4 protein-coding genes are annotated in these 5,381 nt (G+C 62.4%); all 4 read left to right on the top strand.

Annotated features, from left to right (window positions below; translation table 11 throughout):
* Window positions 1-553 (top strand): hypothetical protein (locus WMO66_RS01820; RefSeq protein WP_349134705.1); only part of this gene is annotated, 553 nt, incomplete at its 5' end.
* Entirely contained in the window at window positions 526-2,427 is a 1,902-nt protein-coding gene (gene cooS, locus WMO66_RS01815) for an anaerobic carbon-monoxide dehydrogenase catalytic subunit (RefSeq protein ID WP_349134704.1), read from the top strand. The genes WMO66_RS01820 and cooS, both read left to right, overlap by 28 nt.
* 2 nt (window positions 2,428-2,429) lie before the next feature.
* Window positions 2,430-3,200 (top strand): ATP-binding protein, encoded by a 771-nt coding sequence (locus tag WMO66_RS01810; protein WP_349134703.1) that lies wholly within the window; start codon window positions 2,430-2,432, stop codon window positions 3,198-3,200.
* 13 nt (window positions 3,201-3,213) lie between these two features.
* The gene (gene acsB / locus WMO66_RS01805; RefSeq protein WP_349134702.1) at window positions 3,214-5,346 is read left to right on the top strand and encodes an acetyl-CoA decarbonylase/synthase complex subunit alpha/beta; all 2,133 of its coding nucleotides are present in this window, start codon (window positions 3,214-3,216) and stop codon (window positions 5,344-5,346) included.
* Window positions 5,347-5,381 lie beyond the last annotated feature (35 nt).

Genomic DNA, 5,381 nt, shown 5'->3' with positions numbered 1-5,381 from the left:
AATGAGCGCCGCTACAGACGCAATCGGTCGGTGCGTTTTTATCGGCACCTTGTACGAACTGGAAGTGCCTTCCCGAGATTGCCACGGCCCCTTTGGGCCTCGCAATGACACGTCAGGGCGGCGCAGCAATGGGAACGGTGCGGCGCACCGAATCGGCGGTACTACTGCCGCTTCGCGGACGGGCCTGGCTGTCCCCGCCCCTACAGGGCCAGTGCGGATTGAACGACGGCCGGCGTATGGTCCATTCTTCATTCTTCAGTCTTCCGTATTCATTATTCCTTATTTCATCCATCCCCCTGCGGGGGATGGCAAACCATATGACAAAACGTCCGGAAATTCCCTGCCTTTCGTGCAAATTTCCCCAGAGCCGCCGGATTTGTCATTGACAACAGGGGCTTTTATTGATAAAATCATATCGGAAAACAAGGGCGCAGTATGCCCCTTGCAGCAGGCTCGTCAGCCTGCAAAAAATCTTTTTGTGACCCACGATCCCAACACCCGAGATCAATACAGGAGGACTACCCAATGGATCAAGAACGCTTCGTTACCATAGAGGAGATGGAGGCCGCCACCGCTTCCCTGCTGGAAAACGGCAAGAAGGTCGGCGCCGACAGCTGGCAGCAGCGCGTCAAGAATCAGACGCCGCACTGCGGCTTCGGTGAGGCCGGCACCTGCTGCCGCATCTGCGCTATGGGCCCCTGCCGTATCACGCCGAAGAGCCCGCGCGGCATCTGCGGCTGCGACGTGCACGGCATCGTCGGCAGAAACTTCCTGAAGTTCACCGCCGGCGGCGCTGCCACCCACTCTGATCATGGCCGTGAGATCATGCACACCCTGCATCAGACGAAGGAAGGCGGCAACTATCAGGTCAAGGACCCCGAGAAGCTCATCCGCATCGCGCATGAGTGGGGCGTCGAGACCGAAGGCAAGGACATCTATGAGCTGGCGCACGAGATGGCCGAGATCGGCCTGATGGAATACGGCAAGCCCTTCGGCGTGCAGCGCTTCCTGAAGCGCGCTCCGGAGCACACGCAGGAGCTGTGGCACAAGGCGGAGATCGAGCCGCGCGCCATCGACCGCGAGGTCGCGACCGCTCTGCACATGACCCATATGGGCTGCTCCTCCCTGCCCGAAGCCCTGATCCGCCAGTCCCTCCGCAGCGGTCTGTCCGACGGCTGGGGCGGCTCCATGATGGGCACCGAATTCTCCGACGTCATGTTTGGCACGCCGAAGCCCGTGGACACTACGGCCAACATCGGCGTTATGGAGAAGGATATGGTCAATATCGTCGTCCACGGCCACGATCCCTCCCTGTCCGAGATGATCGTCTACTATGCCAATGATCCCGAAATGATCGCGCTTGCCAAGAGCGTCGGCGCGAAGGGCATCAACATCTGCGGCGTCTGCTGCACCGCGAACGAGGTCGCCATGCGCCACGGCATCCCGATGGCCGGCAACTTCCTGACGCAGGAGAACGTTGTCCTTACGGGCGCATGCGAAGCCATCGTCGTCGATGTGCAGTGCATCTTCCCGGCCCTCGGCCCGCTCTCGAAGTGCTTCCATACGAAGTTCGTCACCACCTCCCCCATCGCCCGCATGCCGGACTCCGAGTTCATCCGCTTCTCCGCCGACAACGCCGGTGAGAACGCCAAGTCCATTGTGAAGATGGCCGTTGAGAACTTCACGAACCGCAAGACCGATCTGGTCAACATTCCGAACCAGGTCTCCCACGCCCGCGTCGGCTATTCCCTCGAAGCCATCGTTAAGGTCCTCGACGGCGTTGCCAACAGCCAGGTCGACACCTTCGGCACCACGAAGCCCCTGCTCGAGTGCGTCACCTCCGGCGTTCTCCGCGGCGCCGTCGCCATGGTCGGCTGCAACAATCCGAAGGTCCGCCCCGACTATGCCCACATCGAGCTCATGAAGAAGCTCATCGCCAACGATATCATCCTCATCGTCTCCGGCTGCTCCGCGCAGGCCGCCGCCAAGGCCGGCCTCATGGACCCGGTGCACGCCAAGGAGCTCTGCGGCGCCGGCCTGAAGCGCGTGTGCGAACTGGCCAACATCCCGCCCGTGCTGCACATGGGCTCCTGCGTTGATATCTCCCGTATGATGATCCTGGCCTCCGAGCTGTCGAAGGACTCCGGCCTGAACATCTCCCAGCTTCCCGTCGTGGGCTGCGCCCCGGAGTGGATGAGCGAGAAGGCCGTCTCCATCGGCAACTACGTCGTGGCCACCGGCATTGACACCTTCCTCGGCGTTGACCCGTACGTCAAGGGCTCCAGCGAGATCTGCGACCTGCTGACCGGCGAGCACGGCGTGAAGGATTGGGTCGAGGCCAACTACACCGTGGAAACTGACATCGAGAAGCTCGGCGATCTCATGATCGAGCGCATCGAGCAGAAGCGCGCTGCGCTGGGCATCTGAGTATGAAGCTCGCGATCACCGGCAAGGGCGGCGTCGGCAAAACGACGCTCGCCTCCACGCTGGCGCGGCTTTACGCCGACGAGGGCCGCCCCGTGCTGGCTGCGGACGTCGATCCGGACGCCAACCTGGGCCTTGCGCTTGGCATGAGTCAGGAGGAGGTCGATTCCATCGTCCCCATCTCCAAAATGCGCACGCTCGTCGAGGAGCGCACCGGCGCAAACGAGGCCAATAAATTCTTCAAGCTCAACCCCTTCGTTTCCGATATTCCCGAAAAATACGCCCACGAGGTCAACGGCGTGAAGCTGCTTGTCATGGGCACGGTCGACGTCGGCGGCAGCGGCTGCGTGTGCCCGGAGCATGTGATGCTCAAGGCCCTGCTCAGCGCGCTGACCTACCGCAAGGACGACGTCGTCATCATGGATATGGAGGCAGGGCTGGAGCACCTTGGCCGCGGCACGGCAGCCAACATGGACCAGTTCCTCGTTGTGGTGGAGCCGGGCGCACGCAGCGTCCAGACCTACGGAAACGTCAAGCGTCTTGCCGCCGATCTCGGCGTGAAGCGCGTGCGCGTCGTGGCCAACAAGGTGCGCGACGAGCGCGACGAGGCGTATGTCCGCAGCGTCATCCCCGCAGAGGACTTCCTCGGCTGCATCCACTACAATCCGGAGATCATGGACGCTGACCGCAACGGAAAATCCCCGTACGATTTCAGCCGCACGGCTATGGAAGAGATTCGGAACATCAAGGCCATCCTGGATCGGGATGAAAAATAGGAGGAAAATCCCAGTGACTTTATTTGAACGTGTATTCGGCGGCAACGATGCCGTTTACGGCCTGACCGAGGCCGCCATTGACAATGCCATCGCCCAGTACGGCGAAGGCCAGGCCGTGTCCTTCCCCGACACTGCCTACTCCCTGCCCTGCTACTACGCCGTCACCGGCTCGAAGGTCGGCACCCTCGGCGAGCTGAAGCAGGCTCTCGGCGTCGTCAAGACGCTCATGACCCGCAATCCCCGCCTGAACGACGCCTTCATGTCCGGCGTAGCCACCGCACTGTGCGCCGAGTTCATCGAGGTCCTGAAGTACCTCAACGGCGCAGCGCCCTATGAGCTGCCCTGCTACGGCCACCTGTCCGACGCCGTCATCCGTAACCTCGGCGTGCCGCTGGTCACGGGCGACATCCCCGGCGTTGCCGTTATCCTCGGCTCCGCTCCCTCTGCCGATGAGGCCGTCGCGCTCGTGAAGAGCTACCAGAGCCAGGGCATCCTCGTCACCCTCGTGGGCGGCGTCATCGACCAGCTCGAGGAGAAGGGCTACAAGACCGGCGACAATGTCCGCGTCATCCCGCTCGGCAAGGACGTCACCGCCGTCATCCATGTCGTCTCCGTCGCGCTGCGCGCGGCCCTGATCTTCGGCAACATCACCCCGGGCGACGCAGGCAGCCTGATGAAGTACACGATGGAGCGCGTTCCCGCGTTCGTCAACGCCTTCAAGCCCCTGGACGACGTCATCGTCGCCTGCGGCGCGGGCGCCATTGCCCTCGGCTTCCCGGTCGTTACGAACGAGACCGAGAACATCTACCGCGTCCCGAAGAGCCTCATCGTGCAGGAGGACGTCAGCAAGTTCAACGCCACCTCCCTCGAGGCGCGCGACATCAAGATCAAGATCACCACGATCGACATTCCTGTCTCCTTCGCTTCCGCGTTCGAAGGCGAAATCATCCGCAAGGGCGACATGCAGGTCGAGGTCGACGGCTCCCGCAAGGACTGCTTCGAGCTGGTCACCACGAGAGACGCCGCCGAGATCGAGGACCACAAGATCACGGTCGACGGCCCCGAGCTCGACGAGATCCCCGTCGGCTCCAAGATCTCCCTGTCCTACATCGTCGAGGTCGCGGGCAAGAACATGCAGTCCGACTTCGAGTCCGTTATGGAGCGCAAGATTCACTCCTTCCTGAACTGCATCGAGGGCGTTATGCACACCGGCCAGCGCGATATGATCCGTATCCGCGTTTCGAAGGCCGACTTTGAGGCGGGCTTCCGCTTCCGCCACATCGGCGAGGTCCTCTACGCCAAGATCAAGAGCGAGTTCGACACCGTCGTCGACAAGTGCCAGGTCAAGATCGTCGTGGACGAGGCGAAGAACAAGGAGCTGCGCGCGATGGCCAACGAGGTCTTCAACCGCCGCGACGACCGCCTGCGCAGCATGACGGACGAGTCCGTGCCCGTGTTCTACACCTGCATCATGTGCCAGGCCTTCTCCCCGAGCCATGTCTGCATCGTCACCCCGGAGCGCCTCGGCCTCTGCGGCGCCGTTTCCTGGCTGGACGCCAAGGCAACGAACGAGCTCGACCCGCAGGGTCCCTGCCAGGTCGTGCCGAAGGAGCACTGCATCGACGAGCGCCTCGGCCGCTACGAGGACGTGGACGAGGCCGTCCAGAAGTACTCGCACGGTGCGCTCGAGCACGTCACGCTGTACTCCCTGTTCCAGGATCCGATGACGTCCTGCGGCTGCTTCGAATGCATCTGCGGCGTCGAGCCGGTCAGCATGGGCGTTGTCATCACGATGCGTGAGTACGCCGGCATGACCCCGCTCGGCATGACGTTCTCCGAGATGGCCTCCATGACGGGCGGCGGCGTGCAGACGCCGGGCTTTATGGGCCATGGCAAGCACTTCATCGCCTCCAAGAAGTTCATCGCTGCCGAAGGCGGCCTCGGCCGTATCGTCTGGCTGCCGAAGGAGCTCAAGGAGCAGATGCGCGACAAGCTGAACGAGGCTGCCAAGGAGCTCTACGATGTGGATAACTTCGCCGACATGATCGCCGACGAGACCATCTGCACCGAAGACCCCGAGGAGCTGCTGAACTACCTGACCGAGGTCGGCCACCCCGTCCTCTCCATGGAACCGTTCGATATGTAAGAGACCCGATCGGGGATGCCGGAAAATCCGGCATC

The organism is Faecousia intestinalis (genome assembly GCF_040096185.1).
GTDB lineage: Bacteria > Bacillota > Clostridia > Oscillospirales > Oscillospiraceae > JAZOXB01.
The sequence above is the reverse complement of the archived record's forward strand: the minus strand, read 5'-3'. Positions and strand labels throughout refer to the sequence as shown.

Coding starts and splice junctions, on each gene's coding strand:
- cooS (WP_349134704.1), top strand. CDS start 526: ATGGATCAAGAACGCTTCGTTACCATAGAGGAGATGGAGGCCGCCACC.
- WMO66_RS01810 (WP_349134703.1), top strand. CDS start 2,430: ATGAAGCTCGCGATCACCGGCAAGGGCGGCGTCGGCAAAACGACGCTC.